The sequence below is a fragment of the Bacteroidota bacterium genome (assembly GCA_017303905.1).
GTDB lineage: Bacteria > Bacteroidota > Bacteroidia > B-17B0 > Aurantibacillaceae > JAHEYG01.
In genome coordinates, this window is the sequence record JAFLBH010000003.1 from 418,806 (window position 1) to 443,983 (window position 25,178).

Genomic DNA, 25,178 nt, shown 5'->3' on the forward strand with positions numbered 1-25,178 from the left:
TATCCCTCCGTGTCCTCCTAAACCCCGTTACTCTGTGTTGAAAAATCACAACTCATATCCTCTAATCCAAAAACGATATAGTAACTTCGCATCTTCACCGGCGTAATCCACTCCTATGCGAGGACCTTTTAATATCTGAGATTTTTTTAATTGAACATTCTCATCCTCTAACCAAATTTTTCCTTGCGTTAAATCAAAAGCATTGTGTTGTGTTGTAATGCCAAGTGCTTTTGTAATTTTTCCCGGTCCAACACATAAATTAACAGAGAGTTTTGTCGCATTTCTTCTTTTTAAAATTTCCTCAATGCCTTTTAAGGGTTGAATGGCACGAATTAAAACAGCTTGAGGAACATCTTTGCTTCCTGTTACTATATTAAACAAATGATGCATGCCGTAACACAAGTACACATAACTGATACCTCCCTGTGCATACATCACTTCAGTGCGAGCAGTACGCTTTCCGCCGTAAGCGTGACAAGCCCGATCATGGATACCATCGTAGGCCTCCGTCTCAGTAATAATACCGGCGGTAAGCTTATTATTGAACTTCGTTACCAGTACTTTTCCGAGCATGTCTTCGGCCAGAGAGACTACATCCTCCTCTAGAAAATATGATTTTTTAACTTTCATCCCACCTAGTTATCAAGGGTTTAAATCTTTGTTTATTGGGTAATATTTTATAATTTGCGTCAAATTTACACACTATGAAATTAAAATTATTAATTGTATTCAGCTTCATGGCACTTAGCCAAATTTTTGCGCAGGTGGTTATGACCAATAACATCCCTACTAAATTACCGGTGGGTTCAGATGTGGTTATTGAAGTAAAAATTAATAAAGGCACCATTGCCAACTTTACCAAATATCATATGGATGTTCCGAATGGTATGGACGTATCTGAAGTAGATTCACGCACCGGAAATTTCACTTTCGAAAATAACCGTGCTAAAATTGTGTGGGTATCTGTACCGGGAGAAATTGAATTTACCATTAAAATGAAAGTGCATGTAAATACTCAAGCACCGGCGGAAGGAACAATTGCACAAAAATTTTATTTCCTTGATGGCGGTGTAAAAAAGGAAGTAGAAGCAGCTCCTATTACCATTCAGTTTGGTGGAGGTACACCCATAACAAGTGCGGGTTCCTCATCAGCTGAAACACCAAAAAGTACCAACAACACTACCACTCAAAATACCACCCCTCCTGCAACTACACAACCTGCTACCACTACAAAAGCGGAAAGCAAACCAACGCCTGTAGCGCAAGTAAGCAGTATTTCGGCACCAGCAGCAACGGGATTAGTTTACCGTGTTCAGTTAGCATCTTCACCTACCGATCCGGGTCGTGCTAAATACGCAGGCTTAGGGAGTAATTTTGACATTGTAAAAGAAGACGGTATGTATAAAGTTCTTTACGGAAGTTATAGCAGTAAAGAAGAAGCTTTAAAAGCAAAAGATGATTTAACTACCAAGGGCTTCAATGGATTTTTAGTAAAATATCAAAATGGCGTTCGCGTTAAATAATTACATGAAACAATTATTTATAGCATCATATCTGATTTTCATTTTTAGCTCATGCGCCAAAAAGTACGATTGGAAATGCACCTGCGAAGTTTACAAAGCGGATACTACCTATACCACCTTTAAAGAACTCACACATTTATCGCAAGCGGATGCTACTGAGCAATGCGCCAAATTCGGCGAATCAGAATCCGGTACGAATGGCGCACACGATTGTAATGCGCAGGTGAAATAGTTAAACTCTTTACGATTTTCAACTCACCCCGACCTCACTTTGTTCGGTCACCCCCTCTCTACGCGTAGAGAGGGGGAAAAGGCAAGCGTAGCGTACCTTGGGTGTTAGTAATATACTTACAAAAACAAAATCATTACAACTATTAAGACTCACCCCCGACCTCACTGCGTTTGGTCACCCCCTCTCTACGCGTAGAGAGGGGAAAAGGCAAGCGTAGCGAGCCTTGGGGGTGAGTCAAAGTTTTCTAATTACCTTAACAACTTCATCTATCTCTTCATTCTTAAAACGAATAACTTTTAATCCCAAGCCTTCAATAATTTCATCGCGATCTTTATCATATTCAGTTCTGAAATTATGTATTTCGCCATCTAACTCAATTACTAATTTTTTCTCGGCACAATAAAAATCAGCTATAAAAAACTTCAGATTAAAATTATCATTTCCATAGACAATAGGATGCTGACGATTAAATTTTAAACCCTCCACTTTTCTATTACGCAATTTTCTCCACAAGTCCTTTTCCGCTAAGGTACTTTTTGCTCTAAGCATCCTACACCTTTCAATTACTTCCCGCATATTCATACTACAAAATTATACTGCTTGAATTATTCCTGTTGCTATGATTTGTAGCTTTTGTAGACTCACCCCCGACCTCACCTTGTTCGGCCACCCCCTCTCTACGCGTAGAGAGGGGGAAAAGTCAAGCGCAGCGCGACTTGGGGGTGAGTATTATTTAAAAACATTATTCTCATTATAACTTGCCCCCGACTAGCCACCCCCTCTCTACGCGTAGAGAGGGGGAAAAGGCAAGCGAAGCGAGCCTTGGGGGTGAGTAAAATGTCACCTTGTCACCCACCCTGCCACCAGTCCTGTTAATAGCTTGTTATTTCCTGAAAAAATGACCAAAAACGCCTGTTTATGGGGGATTGGCACATTTTTAGCATACCTTAGCATGCTTAATTTATTAATTAATAAATAACCAATAAATACCAATTTTTATGGCAAAAGTGAGTGTAAAACCGTTAGCTGACCGAGTTCTGGTAGAACCGGCCGAAGCTGAGACAAAAACTGCTTCAGGAATCATTATTCCTGATACAGCAAAAGAAAAACCAATGAAAGGAAAAGTAATTGCTGTAGGAGCAGGTAAAAAAGACGAACCTGTTACCGTTAAGGTAGGCGACACTGTGTTATACGGAAAATACGCAGGTACCGAATTACAAATCGACGGTAAGGAATATTTAATCATGCGTGAAAGCGATATTTACGCAGTTATATAAATTGTTTGAGGTTTGACTGTTTTAAGTTTATTGAGGGCTACTGCCTAAACAACCAAACATTAAACACAAAACATCAAACATTAAACACAAAACATTGAAACATAAAACAACCAAACATTAAACATTAAAAAAATGGCAAAAGATATCACCTTCAACTTAGATGCACGCGACGCTTTAAAACGTGGTGTTGACGCATTAGCTAATGCAGTAAAAGTTACTTTAGGTCCAAAAGGACGTAACGTAATCATTGATAAAAAATTCGGTTCGCCGGCAATTACTAAAGACGGTGTTACCGTAGCTAAAGAAATTGAATTAAGCCACCCTGTAGAAAATATGGGCGCGCAGTTATTAAAAGAAGTAGCCAGCAAAACTGCTGATGCTGCCGGTGACGGTACAACTACCGCTACTGTATTAGCGCAAGCTATCGTAACTGCAGGTTTAAAAAACGTAGCCGCAGGCGCAAATCCAATGGATTTAAAACGCGGTATCGACAAAGCGGTTGCTGCTGTAGTAGAAAACTTAAAGAAACAATCTACACCAATCGGAAACGATAACAAGAAAATTGAGCAAGTAGCAACCATCTCTGCTAACAACGATAACGCAGTAGGTAAATTAATTGCTGAAGCGATGAAAGCGGCAGGCAAAGAAGGTATCATTACTGTGGAAGAAGCAAAAGGTACTGCTGACGAATTAAAAACCGTAGAAGGTATGCAATTCGATCGCGGATATGTATCTCCATATTTCGTAACCGATGCGGATAAAATGGAAGCTGTGTTAGACAATCCATTAATCTTAATTTACGACAAGAAAATTTCAAGCATGAAGGAAATCCTTCCTATTCTTGAAAAAGCCGTACAGACAGGAAAACCAATTTTAATTATTGCTGAAGATTTAGACGGAGAAGCATTAGCTACATTAGTAGTAAATAAAATCCGTGGTTCATTAAAAATCGCTGCTGTAAAAGCTCCGGGCTTTGGTGACCGTCGTAAAGCGATGTTAGAAGACATTGCGATTTTAACAGGCGGAACATTAATCAGCGAAGAGCGTGGTTACAAATTAGAAGCTGCCGAATTAAACATGTTAGGTAAAGCTGAAAAAGTAACCATTGATAAAGACAATACAACCATCGTTGGTGGTTCAGGCAAGAAAGCAGATATCACTGCGCGTGTGAACCAAATTAAAGCGCAAATTGAAAGCACGACTTCTGATTACGATCGCGAAAAATTAGAAGAGCGTTTAGCAAAATTAGCAGGTGGTGTGGCTGTAATTTATGTAGGTGCTGCTACTGAAGTAGAAATGAAAGAAAAGAAAGACCGTGTTGACGATGCGAAAGCAGCAACACAAGCAGCAGTGGAAGAAGGAATTGTACCGGGTGGTGGTGTAGCGTATATCCGTTCAATTGCAGCTTTAGAAAAAATGAAAGGCATCAACGAAGATGAAACTACCGGTATACAAATTGTAAAACGTGCGATTGAAGAACCATTACGCCAAATTTGCGCGAACAGTGGTTTAGAAGGAAGCATTGTTGTGCAAAAAGTAAAAGAAGGAAAAGACGACTTCGGATTTAATGCACGTACTGAAACATTTGAGAACTTATTGAAGGCGGGTGTAATTGACCCAACTAAAGTAAGCCGTGTTGCATTAGAGAACGCTGCGTCTGTAGCAGGTATGTTATTAACCACAGACTGCGTTTTAGCTGAGAAGAAAGAAGAAAAACCTGCAATGCCGGGCCCTGACATGGGAGGCATGGGCGGAATGATGTAAAATTGCTTCGCAATTTTATCGCGAGTGACCGTAGGGAACCTCGCGATAATGATAAAACAAAAAAAGCCTCGTAGAAATACGGGGCTTTTATATTTCGTCATTGCGAGGAGGAACGACGAAGCAATCTTTAGCTAATAAAAAAACCATATGAATAATTTAACTTTTAAACTTATGTCAGCGTGTCATTATAAATGATTGGCACAACATTTGCTTATTTTCTATTAAACTAATAATTATGGAAACAAAAAATCAAAATCCAAATTATCCAAGCACAACCGGAAATCCTTCAGGTAAAGGAAGAGGTAATGTGAAAAAGTAAAAATGAATTAGGGACTAAAATAACAGGTCCCTAACAACCCATTCTTTAGAGCCCCGCTAGTAATACCGGGGTTTTTTGTTTCTTGTCACGTCGAGTTTACCAACCGCAACGAAGTGTAGGTTGGCGGAGTCGAGACGAAGTAATATCACCAAACTTTAAGGGCTCCGTCATTTCGAGTGAAGCGAGAAATCTCCCCTCCTCTGCCCTGTCAAAAAGTAGTTCAAAAGTAGCGCCAAAATAAAAAGTAAAGTAGAAGACATTTTGTAAATTGTAGAGTAATTGATGTACTAACGAATTGAAACAATTATGTGCATTTGCTTGTTATACTCATAATCTTTTTACTCAAATTATTATTAAACAATTATTAGACAATAAAGAAAAAATATCATGATGAATCTTTTCAAGAAATTTTTTAACTCTAAAGAATTAAAAAACAATTCTGAAAATTCGAATTCAACAGAACTTGTAAAAACAGCAGAGATGCTTGATGAAGATTTGTTCTGGAAAATTATAGAAAAATCTCTAAAAAACACCTCGGACCAAGATAGTCAAGAACAATTTTTGATTAAAGAAATAGGAAGTTTAACACCTAAACAAATTATTGGATTTAGACTTAGAACTGATAAGTTGCTTTATGACACCTATAACTCGGAAATGTGGTGTGCAGGATATATCATGAATTGCGGTTGTTCAGACGATTCGTTTGAATATTTCAGAAACTGGATCATTTCAAGAGGTAAACAAGCATATTACAACGCCAAGCAAGAACCTGACACGTTAATTAATGAAGTAATTGAAGGTGTTGAATTCTATGATTTTGAAAGTTTTTGGTATGTAGCTCTAGAAGCTTTTCAACAGAAAACAGGGAAAGATTTATATGATTTTATAGATTACGATAATTTTAAGCATTGCGAAGGAAACTATCCTCCTATAAATTTTACATGGGAAGAAGAAAATGGCGAAAGCATGAGAAAAATCTGCCCAAGACTTTTTGCAAAATTTGCCGAAAATTTCCATTAAAAATTCGACTTCACAATTTAAATTAAGGAGCAAAAATCCAATAAATATTCTATCTTAGTAAAGATTTAATTTGAATATTTATTAATTCTCAATTTTTTCAAATGTCGAAACAACTCACAGGTCGCCAAAGAAGTGAAGCAAGAAGGCAAATTGTAATTTCCAATCCTTCTGTTTGTTATTATTGTAAGTCAACAGGATTAACTATTACCGATGCATTTTGTCCAAATTGCGGCTTTCCTCAGAGAGGAACTCAAGTGCAAATGAAAAAATTCATTTGGAATATTAATAACAAGCATGTACTTCTTGATAAACAAAAAAAGGCTATTAGTAAAGCGAGAAATATCCTGTTTGGTTTATCCATTCTATTCTTTGTTTTTTCACTTATATTAGGTTTAGGTGTCGAGTTTAATTTGTTTATTCTTATCTCTAACCTAATTGTTTCCGGTATTTATCTTGGTTTAGGATTTTGGAGTATTAAAAATCCATTTCCCGCTATCTTAACAGGCTTTTTCCTTTACATAACTTTAATTGTAATCAATGCTGTTTTTGACCCTGCCACACTTTTACAAGGTGCATTAATGAAAGGATTTGTTATTGCCGGATTTATATATGGTTATAAAGCCGTAAAAGAATCTGCTGCATTGGAAAAGGAACTAGAATCTATTAAAAAAGCAAAAGACTTAAACATCCCTGATGAAGTGTCAGAATTGTCAAACTGAGATAACAAGAGCAATTTCTTATTGTAATAAATGTGGCTCTAAACTAATAACAGAACCAGTTGATGATTACAGTAAATCTATTAATAGAACCAAAGTATTCTTCTTTGTATTATTGGGCTATATTGCCTTATTACACGTATTAAAACTAAACAGCAATTATGTCTATTCAATAATTGCAGATTTAATTTTTGCAATTATTGTAGTTACATTTCTCGTTTTAAATTTCAACTCTATAAAAGGCACTCTAATTCCAAAAATAACTGATTATAGATTATTAACTATATTATGTCTCGGACTTGTATTTTTAGCCTTTATCGTTTCTCATTTTGCAAATTACTTGAACGAAAGTGTATTCAACAACAGTAACAGTACTTATATTGAACACTATAAGGACTCCCCTTTACCACTTTTATTTAGTATAATCTCAGTTGGGGTTTTTCCGGCAATCTTTGAGGAAATAGCATTTAGAGGTATACTTTTTAACGAATTAAAAAACATTGTATCTACTAATTCTACAATCATCATATCAACTGTTTTATTTACCATACTTCATTTCTCGTTGATTTCCTTCCTATGGATTTTCCCTATCGGTCTTTTATTCGGCTATTTAAGATCTAAATATGATAACTTAATTTATGGAATAATTGGTCACTTTGTATATAACTCAAGCATTGTGATGATTGAGTTTATTAATGTCTAATTTGTAAAGAATCGAAATAAAATTACTTGTAAAATACATTCAAGCTTTATGAAAAAACCTCTCACTCTCACCCTACTCATCGCAAGCTCCTTCTTTTTTGGATTTGCGTTTAAGAGTCTGCTCGATAAAAAAAGTGAAGCAACACCTAAAAGAGTCACCGGTATCGGCGGCATCTTTTTTAAATGCAAAGATCCCAAACAAGTGAGAGACTGGTATCAGAAACATTTGGGTTTAAGCACTAATCAGTACGGCTCCGTATTTGAATGGTTTCAGGGTGCCGACAGTACTAAAAAAGGATTTACGCAATGGAGTCCGTTTAATGAAAAAACAAAATACTTTTTGCCCTCTACCAAAGACTTCATGATTAATTACCGCGTAGAAAATTTAAAATGGTTGGTGGATGATTTAAAAAAGAATGGCGTTACGGTTTTAGATACCATTGAAAGTTATGATTACGGAAAGTTTGTACACATCCTGGATATTGAAGGCAATAAAATCGAACTCTGGGAACCCAATGATGTAGAGTATGAAAAAATGGGTAAACAAATGGGAAGTAAAACGACAAAATGATTTTTAAATGATGAATTTTGAATGATGAATGTAGTCATTCTTTTAATTTTTGTTAATTCAATTCCATTTTAACAAAAGGATGATTACCCTTCATTAAAAAGCAAATATCTTTATATGGCATGAGAATCAAATTTTACTTAATCTGTTTTTTGCTGCTATTTGCCCGAGGCTGTGATTTTTATTCAACCGGACTTTGGTTTTTTGATCATCCGGAAGGAGAAACCAACCCTTTAGTAAGCGTTTTTCATTTGGGCTGGAATGGCTTACTGATTAGCAATATTATTTTAATTGGCTTCATTATTTACTGCTTTTACTATTACACCTTTAAATATTCGCGCACTATACCTACCAATAAGCCTACACGAATGAGTGATTATATTTCGGAATTGTACTTTAACGAAAAAGGTAAACTGTATCAGATTTTATTTAAAACACCTAAGAATAAAAAAATCGCTATTGCTCATTTCGGTTACATCGTCATTAGGGTCGCCATCATAGGAAGTTTTTTGGCTACCATTCATAATATCTGTCAGTATTATAATGTTTCATTCTACAATAACTTCAGGGAAATAGTTGGAAGACCCTTATATGTTATTTATGTTCTAATACTCGGCTCCTTTATTTATTACACGTATCGCTTATGGTTAAAGGAATATAGTTTAGCAAAAAACAACACAACTAATTAAATGTATTTTCGAAAAAAAACATATACTCATCTTTTGTTTTTTGCTACATCTATTTTATTAATTAACTGCCGCCAACAAGTAGAATCTCAGGTAAAGAATAGTTCTTCCGGTGTTTCCATTTCAAACACAGGGCGTCATGGTCGCCCTAAATTTGGCAACGATTCGAGTTGGTATGCTTATTTTAATATTACCACTACCATTAGAAATGACACGACTGTTCCTATTCAACTAGATTTACAATTCGAAACAGAATACAAGCATTTGAATAAAACATTTCGCTTGTTTTTACTTCCGCAGAACATGGATGTGGAAGCGCAAAAGAAACAGGAATATTTTTCGGATACTGTTGTGCCATTTATGAAATTACATGAGCACTACCCTACTACTATTAAAAAAGTACTGCAACCCGGAGAAAAATATTTAGTAAATATAAGTTACCACTCACCAAAAAATTCTGATTTTGGTCCGGGCCAATTAGCTGTTATTTCAAATCAGCATCCCTATAATTTTGCCTCCATACCCGACAACATAGTTAAACTACTCATGAAGGATGAAGAGAATTCAAATTTATACCTCGGACTCAATTTCTCGATCCTTACGGATTCTTTGTATGGATTTAAGTTGATACCGATAGGAAAAATTAAATACACAGAGTAATAAATAAAGGTTGATTTTTATTGGAAACAATGAATCAATCCTACCGTCATTAGACACTTTCTCACCACTTCTTTATAAAATACAGCCAGCTGTTAAAACAGAGATAAGACTATAGTTCTGCTTTCTAACTTTGTTGGAGTGAAGCTTATTTTAATATTTGTCGGATTACTTTTATGTGTTTGCGTAAATGCACAAATTGAAACGCCGCAAAAAATAAAAATCAAAAAAGAACCAGAAACGAATACCAATACTTATTCAACTGTCATATTAACAGCCGAAAACTCCTTCACGAATCAGGCTGAGTTTCCCGGTGGTTACTCGGCCTTAAATGAATTTATCAAGAAAAATGCTGTTGTACCAAAGTTTGATGATCTAACTTTAAACACTAAAGTATTTGTGCGTTTTACAATTGATGCCGATGGCACACTCAACAACATTGAGGTTATTAAAGGCTCACCGGATTGCAAGCCTTGTAATGATGAAGCTGTTCGTTTAATTAAACTTATGCCAAAATGGATACCTGCGGTTGCTTACGGACAAGCAATAAGTTCAACCATGGTAATGCCTATTCAGTTTAAATTGCAGTAATTTGGTATATATAACCTGCTAAATAAACGACAAAATTTTATATCTTTAATATAAATATAACCACTATGAAATATTTTTTACTCTCATTACTTATTATTGATTTTTTAGTTGGTAAGAGTCAGGCTCAGACTTTTCAGAAAACTTATGGCAGCACCGGATACGAAATTTCCTGTGATGTCATACAAACCGCCGATAAAGGTTATGCCATTTTGGGGAGTCATAATTACAGTGGTTTGTATATTTTAAAAACCGATTCGCTCGGAAATAAGCAATGGTCGAAAAGTTATGCCATCACACAACCCTACATGATCGGCAGAACATTTTCACAAACAGCAGATGGTGGTTTTATTATTGCCGGAAATCAATATGTTACCAATGGCTTTTACGGTGTTATCATTAAAACGGATGCCGCCGGAAACACAAGCTGGGTAAAACTTCAAACCGGCTTCAGCGATATTACTAGAATTAAACCTGCTCTTGGGGGCGGTTATATTGCAACAGGTAACCGCACACCTTTCGCTAATAGCAGAAGTACGCTTGCTAGATTTGACGGCTCCGGTAACCTAATCTGGTCGCGGAGTCTGCCAACCAGTACCACTTTAAATGACGTGATTCAATTGGCTGCCGACTCAAGTTTCATCACCTACAATACTAATACCACATCGAGTGTTAGTGTAACTTTTTCACGATGGAGTCAAAATGCCAATTTAATGTGGAATAAAACAGTTACAAGCACGTCTTTATCAGGAGGTGGTTTTAGTGGCCGCTTATATGAAAGTGGCAATGAGATTCAGATTTCTTTTAACGCAGCAACTTGTCCGGGCATTCTTAAAATCGATAAGAATGGCTCTAACGCGAAAATGATTGGCATGTCGTGTGCATTATTCAATTATGCTGTGATAGATGCTTACCCAACAGCAAACAAAGGAACAGCGATATTGGGGCAATACAATCCGGGTTCAGCCACCTACGGCACACGAAATTTATTTTTAGCAAGTATTGATTCAACAGGTACCCTACTATGGGCTAAATCTATTGGAGGAGTAAATGACGAAGCACCGGCTTCCATTAAAAAAACTAAAGACAAAGGATTTGTGTTGGTTGGAACTACTAAAAGTTTTTCTGTGTACATGGATGATATTTACCTTATAAAAACCGACAGTTTAGGTGTAAGCGGTTGTAATACTTCTAACATTACTTTCACCACTTCCTCATTAATTCTTAATTTAAATATCAACACACCGGTTATTGATTCTGTGTTCGGATCTCTTTCCAGTTCCTACACACTTAATGAAACAAATCCTACTGAGATTTCGTACAATGCCTGCGGTTGTGTGGCACCCGTTGCCAGTTTTACGCCAAGTACTACGGGCGACATGAATAATAACTCCACATGGGCTTCTAAATATTACTGGACCTGTACCTGTATGCCGGGCATTATTGATTCTACAATTATCAACAAAAGTTATTACGGTGGGCCATTTCCAAATGGAACCTACACCGTGTGTTTAAAAGTTAAGAACAGCTGTGGGATAGACTCTTTATGCCAACCTTTCAACTATACTTATTACCCGATAGGAATTCAGGAAACAGAAGAATCAATTTTTCTAATGGTATACCCCAATCCGGTTCATGATGAATTAATTGTTTCTTACCTTGGGCACACATCCAATGTGGATGCCACCCGCATGAAAATCATTAATTCTCTTGGCGCTTTAGTTTATTCAGGTATTATTAATAACCAAACAACAACCATTTCAGTTAGCGAATGGCCTTCTGGATTATACATTCTAGAACTAGTTCTAGGAAATAAAATTATAACGCGAAAGTTTGTAAAAGATTAACGTATTGAATATTTGTGCGGAGTAATTAAGCCGAACAAAACAAACAATCTTCGTCGTTATTCTGTTTCGCGAGTTCTTGCATTTTAACTTGTAACTCTGCTTCTATTTGCTCGGGAGTCCAATCGGGATGAGCAATTTTAATTGTTGCGCGCACGAATCCAATGCTTGGTCCGTTATTAGTTTGGGTTTGTTGGTTAGCTGCCATGGTAATTGATTTTAAATCTAATTTACAAAGCAGGTTCGCTAACAAAATGTTATTTTTTTCAAATCTCAGGTTTTCAAGACTTAACACAATTAACCGAAGTCGGTTAAAAAGATTATTTCTTTGTCACTTTTTGGGTCGCCAAAAAGTAACCAAAAAACTCTTGATGCCGAAAGGCGCCCCGATAGCAATCGGGGTTGCGCAAGAGGCAGGCGCAAACCGCGGTTAAAATTGCCGTCGGCTTAGGCCTCGGAGAAGGCAATTTTCCCGCTATCGCTGCCCGGCATCAACCCTCCGATTAACATTTTACTCCATTTTAATAGTTCACTCCCAATATTCTAACTTACTCCGTTCGGAGAGTTCCTTCGAAGACGATATTAACGTAATCCACCGCATCAGCCTCCGCAGTTTGGGCCCCATAGCATTTTATCTGCGTAGAAAGCTAAGCTGTCTGAGCGTAGCGAGTTCTTAGCTTTCAGCAGAAAAATGCGCGATGGGTAAACGAGGAGGCGAAGCGGTGACTTTTCTTTTGTTTCTTTTCTTTGCGTGGCAGGCAAAGAAAAGAAAATAAACTAATTCTGCTTCAAGGCAGAAAAGAAAGGAGATAATCCTTTGATGGCAGGAAAAAAGTAAAAGAAAAGACCTCATACGTCTCCTCCATGAGAAGAAATAGATTTCTGTATTTATCGTAACTCATATTCAAGAGCTTAGCGCTAATTTAACAAAACAAATTTGCGCAACCAATTAGTTGCATATATATTTGCAACCAGTTAGTTGCATTTTAAATTTAATCCCCTATGAAAAGAGATGTATTTCAGGCCATCGCCGACCCCACTCGCCGCGCTATTATCAGCTTAATTGCTTTTGGCGCGCTTACCCCTAATGCCATCGCCGAACATTTTGACAGCAGCCGACAAGCGGTTTCGAAACACTTACATGTTTTGGTAGAATGTGACTTAGTGAAAGCGGAACATCAAGGCCGCGAAATTTATTATCACTTAAACCCAAAAAAAATGAAAGAAATAGATAAATGGTTGGAGCAGTTCCGCCAGTTATGGGAAACTCGCTTTAATCAATTGGATAAAGTACTACATGATTTAAAAAATAAACGTAAATAAAACCTATATGAAAAAAGAAACGATTTACTCAAAAGATGTTGCGAAGAAGCAACTCAGTGTAACACGCGAATTTGACGCGCCGGTCGAATTAGTTTGGCGTGCATGGACCGATCCTGAAATTATAGACGAATGGTGGGCACCAAAACCTTGGAAGGCTAATACAATAAAAATGGATTTTCGTGAAGGCGGAACCTGGTTATATTATATGCAAGGTCCGGATGAAAGTCGGCATTACTGTTTAGCGGAATACACTTCGATTACTCCTTATAAAAATTACCAGGGATTCGACGCCTTTTGCGATGATAAAGGAAACGTTAATAAAGAATTCCCCCGAACCAAATGGAATGTTACATTTAAGTCGACCGAAACAGGAACTGCTGTATATGTAGAAAACACATTCGAGAAAATTGAAGACCTTGAGAAAATTATTGAAATGGGCTTCAAAGAAGGATTCGCGATGGCACACGAAAATCTGGATGCGTATCTTAAAGCCAAATTTCAATTACGTAATCAGTTAAGTATTGGCGCTCCACGCGTGTGTACGTATTTAAACTTTCCCGGCAATACTGAGGAAGTAATGAATTTTTATAAAAAAGTATTTAAAAGCGAGTTCAGCGGAAAAGGCATACAACGTTTGGGTGATGTTCCGCAACAAGAAGGTCAGCCACCCATTGCAGATAATGTAAAGAAAATGATCTTGCATGTAGAGCTTCCGATTTTAGGCGGACATATTTTAATGGCAACCGACGCTCCCAAAGAAATGGGCTTTACTGTTACTCCGGGAAATAACATGCACATCAGTTTAGAACCAACAACACGTGCCGAAACCAAAAGATTATTTGAATCTTTATCGGAGGGAGGAATCGTTGAAATTCCATTACAGGATATGTTCTTTGATGCTTATTATGCCGGCTTCCAGGATAAATACGGAATTAATTGGATGCTGAATTGCACAAGCAAGGATTAGCACCTTATATTACAATAGATTTCTTAGAGGTTTTGTGATTGAATTATTTTGATTATTTTAGAATCACAAAACCTCTTTCTTTTTATGAAGCATTTTTTACTCTCGTTCTGCTTTCTTTCTTGCTTCATGGTTTTTTCCCAAAAATCTAAAATTACCAATCATGGTAATGACACAATTGAAGTGATTAATTATCACAAAAACGGAAGAGTGAAAGATTCTGTTTGGAAAACCGTTGAAATTTTAGTTGGAAAACGTGAAAGTGTTGATCCCAAACATCCGGGAGATTCTATTGTAATGAACATTGAAACACCATTCGGTACCCAAAAGAAATATTATAAAAGCGGTAGATTAAAAAGCCTGACTATTTACGGAAAGAATGGTTTACCAAATAAAACCTGGGACTATCGAAAAAAAGGTTCACTGGCTGTATATAAAGAAACGCCGTATGGTTTAAAAAAACTCTACAACAAAAAAGGAAAACAAATTCGTGAGTCGGATTTCAATAAAGGCAAATACGCCAAATTACCTAAGACCAATAAAAAGCATCAGCACCTGGCGCACAGCAAATACGCCGGCAAAACGGAAAAGAAAACACTTATTCTGGAAAATGGCAAAAAGAAATTAAATATAAAACCTTACGCCTTATTCTCCTTACAATTACATTCAGACACAACGCCTCTGCGCCATTGCGTGTATGAAGGTGTGAATGAAGGAAAATTAGTTTTTAGTTCTTACAGTTATGATTTAAGTGAAAGCAAAAACAAATTAAAACTTGACAGTGTTTTCACGCTTGAATCTTCACAAGTCCATACTATTTATTACGCCTGCAGTAATATCCGTAAAAAACATTTTGGGGCAGCATTTTCCGAGCGCGCTGGATTTAGTATGATGCTGGTACCGCCAATCGGTGTTACACTCATTGCAGGTGGTTACTATTTATTACATCCTGTTACGCTTGGTGTAATTGCCGCCGGAGTACCCGTATTTATAATAAGTAAGGCACTGTATAAAAAAACAGTGCCTCATGCTTATCGATTAAACGAATGGAAGATTAAGCTCTAACGCAATTTAGCGTTCAATTTCTCTTTATAAGTGGTAATCAATTTTTGCATAATACCTTCGATTTGCTTATCGGTTAGCGTGCTCTCTTCATTTAACAGGGTAAAGCTTACGGCATAAGATTTTTTATCGGCGCCAATTTTTTCTCCTTCGTAAATATCAAACAAGTTCACTTCCTTTAAGAATTTACGCTCTGCAGTATACGCTAGTTCTTCAATTTGAGTATACTTCACCGATTTATCGAGTAACATCGCTAAATCGCGACGCACAGCCGGGAATTTCGGAATCTCAGCATACTCTGTTTTGTTCTTACGATTTAATTCAAATAAAACATCTAAATTGAAATCAGCATAAAACACCGCCTGATTCAAATCAAATTTCTTTAACTCAGATTTCGCTACAGCACCAATTTCCACTAACACTTTTTTCTTAGCAGTATAAACCATCGAATAAGCCATTGTGCTATTGTCGCCTTCACTCACCGCGTAATTTGTAATACCTAATTTTTTTAAGACATATTCCGCACAGGCTTTGATGTAAGCGAAATCTACATCAGCCGCCTTTTGATATGGATTCTCATTGATTTTTTTACCGCTGACAAACAAACTCAAATGTTTTTGCTCGGCGTATTTAAATTCAGCTTCACCATTGTAAGCATATGTTTTTCCAATCTCATAGAACTTAATATCGCTGCTCTTACGGTTGGTGTTATAAGCAATAGCTTCCAATCCACTATACAACATATTACCGCGCAGAACATTCAAATCCTGACTCAATGGATTCACTACTTTTACCAATGAAGCATTATCTTGATAAAGCGCTTCTTTGGTTAATGACAAAGACATGACTTCATTGAATCCATATCCAATCAATAAATCGGCAATTTTATTTTCTAATTCATTGGCAGAGGTGAACACATTTTGCTGTACACCAAATGAAATTTGATTGCTTATTTCAACATTATTATAACCGTACACGCGCATTACTTCCTCTATCACATCCGCTTCACGTGTTACATCCGTTTTAAATCGAGGCACATTCAACAATAAACCATCAGTTCCTTCGCTGGTAATTTCTATACCTAAGGCTGTAATAATATTCTTGATAACAGATTTGTCGATATTCTTGCCAATTAAATCGTGACAATTTTTATATGAGAAGGCTACTTTATAAGGCTCTAATTTCTCCGGATAAACATCAACAACATCCATACTTAAAGTTCCTCCGCAAATCTCCATGATTAAATTTGCAGCGCGCTTTAAAGCTGTTACGGTCATTTCAGGATCTGTACCTCTTTCGAAACGGAAACTTGCATCTGTTTTCAATCCGTGGTGCTTTCCTGTTTTACGGATATAAGCACTATCGAAATAAGCACTTTCTAAAAACACCGCTTTTGTAGATTCAGTAACACCACTATCGATTCCGCCAAACACACCGGCGATACACATTGGTTCGCTTTCATTGCAAATCATTAAATCATTGGCAGAAAGTTTTCTCTCTACTTCATCCAATGTTTTAAATTTAGTTCCTTCGGCACATGTTTTTACAATAACCTTATTGCCTTTTATTTTTTCCAAATCAAAAGCATGCAAAGGTTGCCCTAATTCATGCAATACAAAATTAGTTATATCCACTACATTATTTATCGGACGCAATCCAATTGCCTTTAATCGGTTTTGCAACCAATCGGGAGATGACGCAACCGTAATTCCACTCACCACCAAGCCGCTGTAACGCTTACAAGCATTGGTGTTCTCAATTTTTATTTCAACTGTATTTAATCCTGTGGCAGGAGGTAACTCACGAATACCAATAATTTTTGCTTCTGCTGAACTATTCGAATCAATGGTTTTTAATACAGCAGCCAAATCACGTGCTACTCCTAAATGAGAAGCTGCATCACTACGATTAGGTGTTAATCCGATTTCAAAAACAACATCGTTCTCCAATTTAAAATAATCAGCAGCCGGCATTCCTACTTTTGTATCCGCAGGTAAAACTAAAATGCCATCATGACTTTTCCCGACACCAATTTCATCCTCAGCGCAAATCATTCCTTCACTTACCGCACCGCGAATTTTTGATTTTTTAATTTCAATTGGGTCGCCTTCACTTGGAAACAAAGTACAACCAACGGTTGCCACTAAAACTTTTTGTCCGGCTGCTACGTTTGGCGCACCGCAAACAATGGAAAGTAAATTCTCTCCGCCTACATTTACCTTCGTTAAACTTAAACGATCAGCATCAGGATGCTTTTCGCGCTCCACTACTTCACCAACAACTACGCCTTTTAATCCGCCTTTTACAGATTCAAAAGCTTCCATGCTTTCTACTTCAAGTCCACAGTCGGTTAGCAAACGTGAAATATCTTCAGGTTTTAATTCGGTATTGATTAAAGTCTTTAACCAATTATAAGAAATCTTCATATGTATTTTAAATCAACAGAAAAAGCAGACTACCTTTAGCAGTCTGCTATAATTTTTATTCAACAATTAATTTACGAGACATTTTTTGTCCGTTTAATTCGAAGTGTACTAAATACACACCCGACTTTAAAGAATTATTTTCGTTTACGGTTAAGGTATGCTCACCAGGATTTGCGTTCATTGATTTTTCAGATTCAACGATACGACCGGTAATATCCGTAACATAATACTTCACGTCCGCGTTATCGCTTAAGTTAAACACAATACTAGCGCTTCCACTGGTTGGATTCGGGAACACATTAAATCCGATTGATTTAGTTAATTCGTTTACACCTAATGGTGAGTTGAAATTAATATCATCTAAGAAAATATTATTTCCAAATCCTCCACCCGGATCTTCCTGGAAGTAGAAACGAATACGAACATTACTTTGCGTTTTGTAAGTATTAAAAGCAGGATGCGATGTTAAAGTATACGTTTTAAATTGAGCAGGCGTTGGGAAAAAAGGAGTTGTTGTAGTTCCACCTGAACCTGAAGCCATAGTTGAATTAGATGGTGTGTAAATATCTTGCCATGTGCCACCACAATTGCTGCTGGCCTGTACTTTAAACACATCAGCATTAGTCGTGCTATAGCGAGCGTAAGCATATTTGAAAGTGAAGATTGCACCACTGTTAGCGGCAAAATCATAAGACGGCGTTTCAATAATATCTACAGCTCCATTTGGATTAATAGAGTTATTCATGTAATACGATTTTGTTCCGCTGGCTGCAGCACCGGTATATTGTTGCCAGGTTGTTCCACCTGTTTGGTTAATGATGGCCCAATTGGTTGGTAAACCTGTTCCTTCAAAACTTTCCTGATAAGAATTAGTGATGAATGCCGCGTTAGGTAAAACGTTCACGGTTTTAGTTTTTGTACTAGAGCCTTGTGCATTGCTTGATACCAAGGTAACGGTTTGCACCCCTGCATTAGGGAAAGTAATGGTAGTTGGTGAACCATTCACGTTTGAAATGGTAGCTCCACCGGTTGATGACCATGTGCGAGACGTTACCGCTGCATTATAAGATGCATCCACAAAACTCAAGCTTTGTCCGGCACAAATAGTATACAAATTATAAGTTACGCCTGAATAAGTATAAAAATCAGCAATTGGCGCGCACGGACCAAAAGTTGGATTCACACCGGTAGCAGTTAAATTTCCGCTTGAGGAAAGATTGTTACGTTGTGCAGTTGCACTCAACAATGCATTGTTCATACGAGTAGCCTGACCGGTAGTAAACATACGTGAGCAATATGAATAATCCATATAGTTCTGGTAATTTTCAACGATACCCGGATTACAAATCATTGCTGCTGTAGTACTGCTTGGACAAGATGAAAAACCTTTGGTGATAGGGGTATCACTTACACCTTCATCACCACAGGCAACACCCGGATTATTGGTACCACCCCAAACGTGAGGTAAGTTTAACCAATGTCCAACTTCATGTGTTAAAGCGCGAGACGTTCCTGCATTACCGGTTCCAATACTTCCAACATAATCATGCAAAATCACAATCGCATCACTGGCTAATGATGGAGAAGTACCCGGTAAATAAGTGTAACCGGCTGCACCACTTGCAATCGCTTTCACCACATAAATATTCATGTACATGTTGCGTGGCCATGAATAAACATAGTGTGATAAAGTGCTGGTCCAATTTGTGTTTGGATCAATATGACGGGTAATACCATTCGTGCAGTTTCCGGAAGGATCTTTAGTTGCTAAACGAAACTCCACTCTTGCATCGCCGATTAAATTTTTAAATTGAGTCACCACTAATGAAGTGTCTGAATTTAATTTTTGGTAATCGCGATTTAAAATATTAACCGCATCCAAAATTTGCGCATCGCTGATGTTTTCAGAACCTCCCATATGAAGTACGTGAAACACAACAGGAATCGTATAAATAGGAGCAGCCGTCATTTTTTGATCCGGATTTTTATATCCGTTTAAAAACGCGATTGAATCTTGTGTTTTTGCTTGTTGCTGCAGCGTTTGATACACTAAACGTGCAGAAGGATTCTTCTCAAACCAATCATTCATGGCCTGATCTGTTCCGCAATATTTATAATCCTGCGCATTTACAGTTAAGGCCGCAAATGCTGAAATAGCGAGTAATAATTTTTTCATGTTATTGACTTAAAATAATTCTCCTAAAATTAGTGAATTATAAGCCAAAATGAAAGGCTTTTAGTCGATAATTAACTTCTTTATGTAGAAATTGTCCACAGTTTTTAACCTTATCAGGTAAAAGCCCTTAGCCAAACCGTGAAGTTGCATGTTAATTCTGTTTTCTCCCGGTTGAATAGGATTGTTTTTAGATTCGAATACTGCTTTTCCGGACACATCCTTTATTTCAATATTAACTGTTTGCGCAACAAGAGAACTCACATGTAAACTCACAAATTCACTTGCCGGGTTTGGATAAATCTCCCAATAATTAATTGCGTTTAATTCGTTTATTCCGCTGGCGGATTCCAAATTAATGTCATCTAAAAAAATATTATTCCCGGGATTTAAACTGTCTTTCTTAAACTCAAACTTCAACAACAAATTTGTAACGGATGAATAGGAAGACAAACTCACAGTTTCCTTTCTCCATTGTGAACTCAAAGGGTTTTTAAAGGCTCCGCTCGCGTAATTTCCTGTACCTAATGTGTGTAAATTGGCGCCCGATTTACTATACACAAGCACCCAGGAATTGGCGCAATTGAACGAAGCGTAAACACGCAAACGATCATCACTTCCTCCCGCGTTTTGCGAATGTGCCACGTTAAAAGTAAGAGCAGGATTTGGCAAAGTACTGATGTCATACACCGGTGTATACAACAAACACGGATCACTCGGAGAATCTAAATAATTATCAATCATAACACACTTACTTCCTGTTGCACCAACGGTATTGGTTTGAATCCATCCCGAACCGATGGGTGGGTAATTCTTAATCCAGTTATTATCCGGAAACGTAATGGTTTCAAATCCTTGCGCAATATTATTGGTTCCACTACCCGGCCCCGGCAAAACAGTAACCAGTTTTTTAATTAATGAATCGGCACCAACACTATTACTCACTTTCAATTGCACCGGCACTAAACCGGATTGGGTAAAATTGGTAAATGCGCTTTGAAGTGTGGATGTAGCCGGACTTCCGCCTGCAAAACTCCAGTTCCAATTCGTTATAGCTCCGTTATAACTCAAATCAGTAAATGTTACTTTATCACCCAAACACGCTTCGGTTTTGTCGGCCATAAAATCAGGTTTAGGCGAGCACGGACTAATTGGATTGATAACACCTGTAGCAATTAAATTTGATGTAGTATGTAAATTATTTCTTCCGCCGGTAGGACTTAACGCAGCATTGTTCATTCGTGTTGCTTGTCCAATTGTAAACATGCGCCCGCAAAATGAATAATCCATGTAATTCTGTACATTTTCTTTAATCGGAGGATTGCAATTCGCTGCACCGGATAAATTACATCCTGTAAATCCTTTCGTTATCGGAGTATCACTCACTCCATCATCACCACAAGCTACTCCAGGATTATTGGTTAATCCCCATACATGTTGCAAATTGAACCAATGTCCTACCTCATGCGTTAATGAACGCTGTCCGAATGGAAAGGCTGTGCCAATACTTCCGGTATAATCGTGACGAATGACAATTGCGTCAGCCGACCATCCCACTGTACCGGGCAAAAAAGTATAACCCGCAGCTCCACTCGTAATGGTTTTTACCACATAAATATTCAAATAGCGCGTATTATCCCAGGTATAAACATAATTCGAAAAATCAGCCACCCAATTCGTACGCGCATCGTAATGACGCGTGATTCCATTGGTGCAATTACCGTTTTCATCCTTAGTGGCTAAACGAAATTCGAAACCAACATCGGCAGCCAATCCTTTAAATTCATTCACAATACTCGAAGTATCCGCATTTAATTTCCTGAAATCACGATTCAGAATATTTAATGCATCCTGTATTTGCGCATCGCTGATGTTCTCCGAACCATTTAAATGTATAACATGAAAAACAACCGGAATAGTGTAAACAGTAGCCGTGTTCATTTTTAACGAAAAACCATTCTTGCTCTGTTCTTCAGCCTCATTTTGAAGGACTAAAAATTGTTTAGCTTTTTCAGGATTAGCCTCCATCCATTGGTTCATGACTTCCGAAGTACCACAAATACGTTGGTTCTGCGAATGAGCCCAATAAACGCCTAAAAAAAGAATGGCTAAAAAATATAGATTTTTCATCGTTAAATAAGAGAGATAAAGTTAAGGAATTAAGTTAATTTCTGTTACTTTGTAGGACAATTTATTCTATGAATTCTTTCGATCCCCAACATAAGATTGGAATTTTAGGCGGCGGACAATTAGGACGCATGCTAATTCAAAATGCCATTAACTACAATTTAAACATTTCTGTACTTGATCCGGATGCGAATGCTCCGTGTAAAGGCATTTCTAATTTCACTAAAGGCAGTATTACGGATTACGATACCGTTTACAAATTTGGTAAAGACAAAGAAGTCATAACCATTGAAATTGAAAATGTAAATACAGAAGCATTAAAAGCGTTGGAAAAAGAAGGAAAGCGTGTGTATCCTCAACCGGAGTTAATTGAATTAATTCAGGATAAAGGTTTACAAAAAATGTTTTACCAACGCAATAACATTCCAACCGCCGATTTCTTTCTTGTTGAAACTAAAGAACAAATTTCTAAATACGCTGATTTCTTTCCCTTTTTTCAAAAACTAAGAAAAGGCGGCTATGATGGAAAAGGTGTTGTGAAGTTGAATAATCCGAATAACTTGGAGAAAGCTTTTACAGAGCCAAGTGTTCTTGAACGTTTGGTAGATTTCGATAAAGAAATTTCGGTGATCGTTGCACGCAATGCAAGTGGAGAAACAAAATGTTTCCCTTGTGTTGAATGTGAGTTTAATCCACAAGCCAACTTGGTAGAGTTTCTTTTCTCTCCGGCAAACGTTAAGAAAAGCATAGAAAAGGAAGCCTACGCCATCGCTACAACAGTGGCAGAAAAATTAGGTATTGTTGGATTATTAGCTGTAGAAATGTTTTTAACGAAAGACGGGAAAGTACTCGTGAATGAAATCGCTCCCCGTCCGCATAACAGCGGCCACCATAGCATCGAAGGAAATGTTGTTTCACAATTTGAACAGCACTGGCGCGCCATTTTAAATTTACCACTCGGTGATACTTCCATTGTAAAACCTGCGGTGATGATAAATTTATTGGGAGAAATGGGTTATGAAGGTCCTGCTAAATACGAAGGGCTTGAAGATGTAATGAAATTTGGCGGTGTATATGTTCACTTATACGGAAAAACAACTACCAAACCTTTTCGTAAGATGGGACACGTTACCGTTACAGATGATGAATTAGTAAAAGCGAAACAAAAAGCGAAAACCGTACAAAAAATATTAAAAGTGAAAGCTTAGCTCTATGAAAAAATTACTTGGGATACTGATTTTACTGAGCTTTGGTTTTTTACTGAGTGCACAGAATATTGATGAAAAATGGCTGAAAGAAAATTATTACAAGCGCGAATATAAAATTAAAATGCGCGATGGCGTTAGTTTGTTCACCGCCGCATACATGCCGAAAAATTCTTCCGAGAAACATCCCATTTTAATGGTACGCACACCCTACTCCTGCGGACCTTATGGCGAAGATAATTTCACATCACGTTTATGGCTCACTTACTGGAAAAATTATGTAAAGGAAAATTACATCATTGTGATTCAGGATGTGCGTGGTAAATGGATGAGCGAAGGTGAATTTGTAGATGTTCGTCCGTTTATTGCCAATAAAAAAACGAAGAAAGATATTGATGAAGCAAGTGACACCTACGATGCAATTGACTGGTTGGTGAAAAACATTCCGTTTAATAATGGTAATGTGGGTGTATTCGGCATTTCTTATCCCGGATTTTATAGCACCATGGCAGCCTTAAGCGGACATCCTGCATTGAAAGCCGTAAGTCCGCAAGCACCGGTTACCGAATGGTTTTTAGGCGACGACTTTCATCATAATGGTGCATTCATGTTGATGGATGCGTTTAGTTTTTATTCTGGATTCGGCAAACCTCGTCCTGCACCAACAACAATCGGATCGCGTGGTTTTGATTTTCCCATCCTTGATAATTATAAATTTTATTTGGAAACAGGTTCTATTAAAAACTTCACCAAACTCATGGGAGACTCCATAAAATTTTGGAATGATTTAATTGCACATCCCAATTATGATGATTGGTGGAAAGCGAGAGATGCCAGACGCGCTTGTTACAATATAAAACCGGCCATGTTGGTTGTTGGCGGAACTTTTGACGCTGAAGATTGCTATGGTGCCTGGAATTTATATAAAGCCATCGAACAACAAAGCAAAAACACGAACAATAAAATTGCGATGGGTCCTTGGTTTCATGGTGGCTGGGGAAGAGGAACCGGGAGTTATTTAGGTAATGTGAGATTTGGATCGCATACTTCAGAATACTATCAACAAAAAATAGAAATTCCGTTTTTTGATTATTACTTAAGAGGAAAAGGCGATGCAACAAAAATTTCGGAAGCCAGTGTATTTTTTACAGGCAGTAATGAATGGAAGTTTTTTGAGCAATGGCCGCCAAAGAATTTAAACAACACCAGCATTTATTTAAGCGAAAAAAACAAACTAAGCTTCAATGCACCAACTACAGAAAATTCCTTTTCCTATTATACGAGCGACCCTAACAAACCTGTTCCGTATACCAGTGAACCACATGCTCATCGGACAAGAGAATACATGACCGACGACCAGCGTTTCGCCGCTCAAAGACCTGATGTTTTAGTGTTTGAAACGGAAACACTGAGTGAAGATTTAACTTTAGGTGGGACGGTTACAGCAGATTTATTTGTTTCGCTAAGTACAACGGATGCAGATTTTGTTGTGAAGGTGATTGATGTATTCCCTGATAAATTTGAATACGACACAGCGTATTGTTGCGATGGCGTAAAAAACAATTATTTAATGGCAGGCTATCAAATGTTGGTAAGAGGCGAAATTATGCGTGGGAAATTCAGAAACAGCTTTGAAAAACCGGAAGCTTTTAAACCCGGTGAAATCACCAAAGTTAAATTTGACCTACCGGATGTTGCTCACACATTTAAAAAAGGACATAAACTGATGATACAAATTCAAAGCAGCTGGTTTCCTTTAGCTGATAGAAACCCTCAACAGTTTGTGGATATTTACCATTGCGAAGAAAAAGATTTCGTGAAGTCAGATATTAAAATTTATCATCAGAAACAGAACCCTTCAAACATATTACTACCGATATTAAAATAATGCAAGAGATAATAGTCTACATATTGGTTGGAGCAGCAGCGTTTTTTCTGGTGTTAAAACTTATTTGGCCAAAAAAGAAAAAGGATTGCGGAACAGATTGTAATTGTCATTAAT

General features: G+C 37.4%; 24 protein-coding genes. 18 read left to right on the forward strand and 6 right to left on the reverse strand.

Features of this window, described 5'->3' with window-relative positions; translation table 11 throughout:
- Nucleotides 1-45: 45 nt before the first annotated feature.
- Nucleotides 46-630 (reverse strand): DNA-3-methyladenine glycosylase, encoded by a 585-nt coding sequence (locus tag J0L69_12450; protein ID MBN8693997.1) that lies wholly within the window; start codon nucleotides 628-630, stop codon nucleotides 46-48.
- 74 nt (nucleotides 631-704) lie between these two features.
- Here J0L69_12450 and J0L69_12455 point away from each other — a divergent pair, with 74 nt between their 5' ends.
- Nucleotides 705-1,523 carry an SPOR domain-containing protein gene (locus tag J0L69_12455; GenBank protein ID MBN8693998.1) on the forward strand — a complete coding sequence of 273 codons (819 nt, stop codon included), beginning with the start codon at nucleotides 705-707 and terminating at the stop codon, nucleotides 1,521-1,523.
- Nucleotides 1,504-1,755: a hypothetical protein gene (locus tag J0L69_12460; protein MBN8693999.1), complete on the forward strand. Its 252-nt coding sequence runs from the start codon at nucleotides 1,504-1,506 to the stop codon at nucleotides 1,753-1,755. The genes J0L69_12455 and J0L69_12460 overlap by 20 nt, the downstream gene beginning before the upstream one ends.
- Nucleotides 1,756-1,989: 234 nt before the next feature.
- On the opposite strand, the gene J0L69_12465 is transcribed toward J0L69_12460, so the two are convergent.
- A complete protein-coding gene (locus tag J0L69_12465) occupies nucleotides 1,990-2,337 on the reverse strand; it encodes an endonuclease domain-containing protein (protein MBN8694000.1) in 348 nt (115 codons plus the stop codon).
- Between the two features lie 416 nt (nucleotides 2,338-2,753).
- Between J0L69_12465 and J0L69_12470 the strand changes: the two genes are divergently transcribed.
- The 10 genes from J0L69_12470 to J0L69_12515 all read left to right on the forward strand — a co-directional run bounded on the left by J0L69_12470 (nucleotide 2,754) and on the right by J0L69_12515 (nucleotide 11,899).
- Nucleotides 2,754-3,032 carry a co-chaperone GroES gene (locus J0L69_12470; GenBank protein ID MBN8694001.1) on the forward strand — a complete coding sequence of 93 codons (279 nt, stop codon included), beginning with the start codon at nucleotides 2,754-2,756 and terminating at the stop codon, nucleotides 3,030-3,032.
- A gap of 132 nt (nucleotides 3,033-3,164) precedes the next feature.
- Nucleotides 3,165-4,796 (forward strand): chaperonin GroEL, encoded by a 1,632-nt coding sequence (gene groL, locus J0L69_12475; protein MBN8694002.1) that lies wholly within the window; start codon nucleotides 3,165-3,167, stop codon nucleotides 4,794-4,796.
- A gap of 709 nt (nucleotides 4,797-5,505) precedes the next feature.
- Nucleotides 5,506-6,135 (forward strand): DUF4240 domain-containing protein, encoded by a 630-nt coding sequence (locus J0L69_12480; protein MBN8694003.1) that lies wholly within the window; start codon nucleotides 5,506-5,508, stop codon nucleotides 6,133-6,135.
- 101 nt (nucleotides 6,136-6,236) lie between these two features.
- A complete protein-coding gene (locus J0L69_12485) occupies nucleotides 6,237-6,854 on the forward strand; it encodes a hypothetical protein (GenBank protein MBN8694004.1) in 618 nt (205 codons plus the stop codon).
- On the forward strand, nucleotides 6,829-7,554 hold the full coding sequence (locus J0L69_12490; GenBank protein ID MBN8694005.1) for a CPBP family intramembrane metalloprotease: 726 nt from the start codon (nucleotides 6,829-6,831) through the stop codon (nucleotides 7,552-7,554). The genes J0L69_12485 and J0L69_12490 overlap by 26 nt, the downstream gene beginning before the upstream one ends.
- 117 nt (nucleotides 7,555-7,671) lie before the next feature.
- Nucleotides 7,672-8,124, forward strand: a complete 453-nt coding sequence (locus J0L69_12495; protein ID MBN8694006.1) for a VOC family protein — start codon at nucleotides 7,672-7,674, stop codon at nucleotides 8,122-8,124.
- Nucleotides 8,125-8,243: 119 nt separating this feature from the next.
- Entirely contained in the window at nucleotides 8,244-8,810 is a 567-nt protein-coding gene (locus J0L69_12500) for a hypothetical protein (protein MBN8694007.1), read from the forward strand.
- Nucleotides 8,811-9,467 carry a hypothetical protein gene (locus J0L69_12505; protein ID MBN8694008.1) on the forward strand — a complete coding sequence of 219 codons (657 nt, stop codon included), beginning with the start codon at nucleotides 8,811-8,813 and terminating at the stop codon, nucleotides 9,465-9,467.
- A 138-nt stretch (nucleotides 9,468-9,605) separates the two neighbouring features.
- Nucleotides 9,606-10,055: a TonB family protein gene (locus tag J0L69_12510; GenBank protein ID MBN8694009.1), complete on the forward strand. Its 450-nt coding sequence runs from the start codon at nucleotides 9,606-9,608 to the stop codon at nucleotides 10,053-10,055.
- A gap of 65 nt (nucleotides 10,056-10,120) precedes the next feature.
- Nucleotides 10,121-11,899 (forward strand): T9SS type A sorting domain-containing protein, encoded by a 1,779-nt coding sequence (locus J0L69_12515; GenBank protein MBN8694010.1) that lies wholly within the window; start codon nucleotides 10,121-10,123, stop codon nucleotides 11,897-11,899.
- A gap of 25 nt (nucleotides 11,900-11,924) precedes the next feature.
- Here J0L69_12515 and J0L69_12520 read toward each other — a convergent pair whose 3' ends face one another.
- Nucleotides 11,925-12,104 carry a hypothetical protein gene (locus tag J0L69_12520; protein ID MBN8694011.1) on the reverse strand — a complete coding sequence of 60 codons (180 nt, stop codon included), beginning with the start codon at nucleotides 12,102-12,104 and terminating at the stop codon, nucleotides 11,925-11,927.
- A gap of 794 nt (nucleotides 12,105-12,898) precedes the next feature.
- On the opposite strand from J0L69_12520, the gene J0L69_12525 reads away from it, so the two are divergent.
- From J0L69_12525 to J0L69_12535, 3 genes are all read left to right on the forward strand, one after another.
- A complete protein-coding gene (locus tag J0L69_12525; GenBank protein ID MBN8694012.1) occupies nucleotides 12,899-13,219 on the forward strand; it encodes a winged helix-turn-helix transcriptional regulator in 321 nt (106 codons plus the stop codon).
- 7 nt (nucleotides 13,220-13,226) lie between these two features.
- A complete protein-coding gene (locus J0L69_12530) occupies nucleotides 13,227-14,186 on the forward strand; it encodes an SRPBCC domain-containing protein (GenBank protein MBN8694013.1) in 960 nt (319 codons plus the stop codon).
- An 84-nt stretch (nucleotides 14,187-14,270) separates the two neighbouring features.
- The gene (locus tag J0L69_12535; GenBank protein MBN8694014.1) at nucleotides 14,271-15,248 is read left to right on the forward strand and encodes a hypothetical protein; all 978 of its coding nucleotides are present in this window, start codon (nucleotides 14,271-14,273) and stop codon (nucleotides 15,246-15,248) included.
- Here the strand turns inward: J0L69_12535 and J0L69_12540 are convergent.
- From J0L69_12540 to J0L69_12550, 3 genes are read right to left on the reverse strand one after another with little or no spacing between them, the layout of a single operon-like run.
- Nucleotides 15,245-17,671 carry a phenylalanine--tRNA ligase subunit beta gene (locus J0L69_12540; protein MBN8694015.1) on the reverse strand — a complete coding sequence of 809 codons (2,427 nt, stop codon included), beginning with the start codon at nucleotides 17,669-17,671 and terminating at the stop codon, nucleotides 15,245-15,247. The two genes, J0L69_12535 and J0L69_12540, sit on opposite strands and share 4 nt — an antisense overlap.
- A gap of 55 nt (nucleotides 17,672-17,726) precedes the next feature.
- On the reverse strand, nucleotides 17,727-19,847 hold the full coding sequence (locus J0L69_12545; protein ID MBN8694016.1) for a T9SS type A sorting domain-containing protein: 2,121 nt from the start codon (nucleotides 19,845-19,847) through the stop codon (nucleotides 17,727-17,729).
- A gap of 60 nt (nucleotides 19,848-19,907) precedes the next feature.
- Complete coding sequence (locus J0L69_12550; GenBank protein MBN8694017.1) at nucleotides 19,908-21,974, reverse strand: T9SS type A sorting domain-containing protein; 2,067 nt, start codon at nucleotides 21,972-21,974, stop codon at nucleotides 19,908-19,910.
- 68 nt (nucleotides 21,975-22,042) lie between these two features.
- Here J0L69_12550 and J0L69_12555 point away from each other — a divergent pair, with 68 nt between their 5' ends.
- From J0L69_12555 to J0L69_12565, 3 genes are read left to right on the forward strand one after another with little or no spacing between them, the layout of a single operon-like run.
- Complete coding sequence (locus J0L69_12555; GenBank protein MBN8694018.1) at nucleotides 22,043-23,179, forward strand: 5-(carboxyamino)imidazole ribonucleotide synthase; 1,137 nt, start codon at nucleotides 22,043-22,045, stop codon at nucleotides 23,177-23,179.
- Nucleotides 23,180-23,183: 4 nt separating this feature from the next.
- Nucleotides 23,184-25,064, forward strand: a complete 1,881-nt coding sequence (locus J0L69_12560) for a CocE/NonD family hydrolase (protein MBN8694019.1) — start codon at nucleotides 23,184-23,186, stop codon at nucleotides 25,062-25,064.
- Nucleotides 25,064-25,177 carry a FeoB-associated Cys-rich membrane protein gene (locus J0L69_12565; GenBank protein MBN8694020.1) on the forward strand — a complete coding sequence of 38 codons (114 nt, stop codon included), beginning with the start codon at nucleotides 25,064-25,066 and terminating at the stop codon, nucleotides 25,175-25,177. The genes J0L69_12560 and J0L69_12565 overlap by 1 nt, the downstream gene beginning before the upstream one ends.
- The last annotated feature ends 1 nt before the right edge of the window (nucleotide 25,178 follow it).

Coding starts and splice junctions, on each gene's coding strand:
- groL (MBN8694002.1), top strand. CDS start 3,165: ATGGCAAAAGATATCACCTTCAACTTAGATGCACGCGACGCTTTAAAA.
- J0L69_12490 (MBN8694005.1), top strand. CDS start 6,829: ATGAAGTGTCAGAATTGTCAAACTGAGATAACAAGAGCAATTTCTTAT.
- J0L69_12520 (MBN8694011.1), bottom strand. CDS start 12,104: ATGGCAGCTAACCAACAAACCCAAACTAATAACGGACCAAGCATTGGA.
- J0L69_12555 (MBN8694018.1), top strand. CDS start 22,043: ATGAATTCTTTCGATCCCCAACATAAGATTGGAATTTTAGGCGGCGGA.
- J0L69_12545 (MBN8694016.1), bottom strand. CDS start 19,847: ATGAAAAAATTATTACTCGCTATTTCAGCATTTGCGGCCTTAACTGTA.
- J0L69_12565 (MBN8694020.1), top strand. CDS start 25,064: ATGCAAGAGATAATAGTCTACATATTGGTTGGAGCAGCAGCGTTTTTT.
- J0L69_12480 (MBN8694003.1), top strand. CDS start 5,506: ATGAATCTTTTCAAGAAATTTTTTAACTCTAAAGAATTAAAAAACAAT.
- J0L69_12465 (MBN8694000.1), bottom strand. CDS start 2,337: ATGAATATGCGGGAAGTAATTGAAAGGTGTAGGATGCTTAGAGCAAAA.
- J0L69_12515 (MBN8694010.1), top strand. CDS start 10,121: ATGAAATATTTTTTACTCTCATTACTTATTATTGATTTTTTAGTTGGT.
- J0L69_12470 (MBN8694001.1), top strand. CDS start 2,754: ATGGCAAAAGTGAGTGTAAAACCGTTAGCTGACCGAGTTCTGGTAGAA.
- J0L69_12530 (MBN8694013.1), top strand. CDS start 13,227: ATGAAAAAAGAAACGATTTACTCAAAAGATGTTGCGAAGAAGCAACTC.
- J0L69_12525 (MBN8694012.1), top strand. CDS start 12,899: ATGAAAAGAGATGTATTTCAGGCCATCGCCGACCCCACTCGCCGCGCT.
- J0L69_12550 (MBN8694017.1), bottom strand. CDS start 21,974: ATGAAAAATCTATATTTTTTAGCCATTCTTTTTTTAGGCGTTTATTGG.
- J0L69_12500 (MBN8694007.1), top strand. CDS start 8,244: ATGAGAATCAAATTTTACTTAATCTGTTTTTTGCTGCTATTTGCCCGA.
- J0L69_12535 (MBN8694014.1), top strand. CDS start 14,271: ATGAAGCATTTTTTACTCTCGTTCTGCTTTCTTTCTTGCTTCATGGTT.
- J0L69_12460 (MBN8693999.1), top strand. CDS start 1,504: ATGGCGTTCGCGTTAAATAATTACATGAAACAATTATTTATAGCATCA.
- J0L69_12505 (MBN8694008.1), top strand. CDS start 8,811: ATGTATTTTCGAAAAAAAACATATACTCATCTTTTGTTTTTTGCTACA.
- J0L69_12450 (MBN8693997.1), bottom strand. CDS start 630: ATGAAAGTTAAAAAATCATATTTTCTAGAGGAGGATGTAGTCTCTCTG.
- J0L69_12485 (MBN8694004.1), top strand. CDS start 6,237: ATGTCGAAACAACTCACAGGTCGCCAAAGAAGTGAAGCAAGAAGGCAA.
- J0L69_12540 (MBN8694015.1), bottom strand. CDS start 17,671: ATGAAGATTTCTTATAATTGGTTAAAGACTTTAATCAATACCGAATTA.
- J0L69_12560 (MBN8694019.1), top strand. CDS start 23,184: ATGAAAAAATTACTTGGGATACTGATTTTACTGAGCTTTGGTTTTTTA.
- J0L69_12455 (MBN8693998.1), top strand. CDS start 705: ATGAAATTAAAATTATTAATTGTATTCAGCTTCATGGCACTTAGCCAA.